We start from the raw sequence: 607 nt of genomic DNA, 5'->3' as shown, positions 1-607 counted from the left end.
TAGAGGTTAGTAATGACGGTCCAAATGATTTACCAGCAGGAGCTACAGTAACAGATCAGTTACCGACAGGATATACATATGTATCGGACAATGGATCAGGAGCTTATGTAAGTGGTACAGGTGTTTGGACGTTACCAGCAATTGCCAATGGAGCAAGTACAAGTTTAGAGATTACCGTTACGGTAGATGCGAGTGGAGATTATGAGAATGTAGCYGAAGTAACGAGCAGTGYGAACAATGATCCAGACAGTACACCAAATAATGATGATGGAGATCAGAGTGAGGATGACGAAGATAGCAATACACCTACGGTTACTCCGACGAGTGATTTAAGTTTAGCCAAGAGTGTTAACAATAGTACCCCTAATGTAGGAGACACGATTATCTTTACGTTAGAGGTTAGTAATGACGGTCCAAATGATTTACCAGCAGGAGCTACAGTAACAGATCAGTTACCGACAGGATATACRTATGTATCRGACAATGGATCAGGAGCTTATGTAAGTGGTACAGGTGTTTGGACGTTACCAGCAATTGCCAATGGAGCAAGTACAAGTTTAGAGATTACCGTTACGGTAGATGCGAGTGGAGATTATGAGAATGTAGC

Annotated in this window: 1 protein-coding gene; it reads left to right on the top strand. The window is 42.1% G+C overall.

Annotated features, from left to right (window positions below):
* Positions 1-607: DUF11 domain-containing protein (locus GBO31_RS23350; RefSeq protein WP_219011036.1), on the top strand; the 607-nt coding region annotated here is incomplete at both ends.

The organism is Aquimarina litoralis (assembly GCF_019295435.1).
In the GTDB taxonomy this organism is placed as follows: Bacteria; Bacteroidota; Bacteroidia; order Flavobacteriales; family Flavobacteriaceae; genus Aquimarina; species Aquimarina litoralis_A.
Note: the sequence above shows the minus strand (reverse complement) of the source record. Positions and strands in the feature narration are given on the sequence as shown.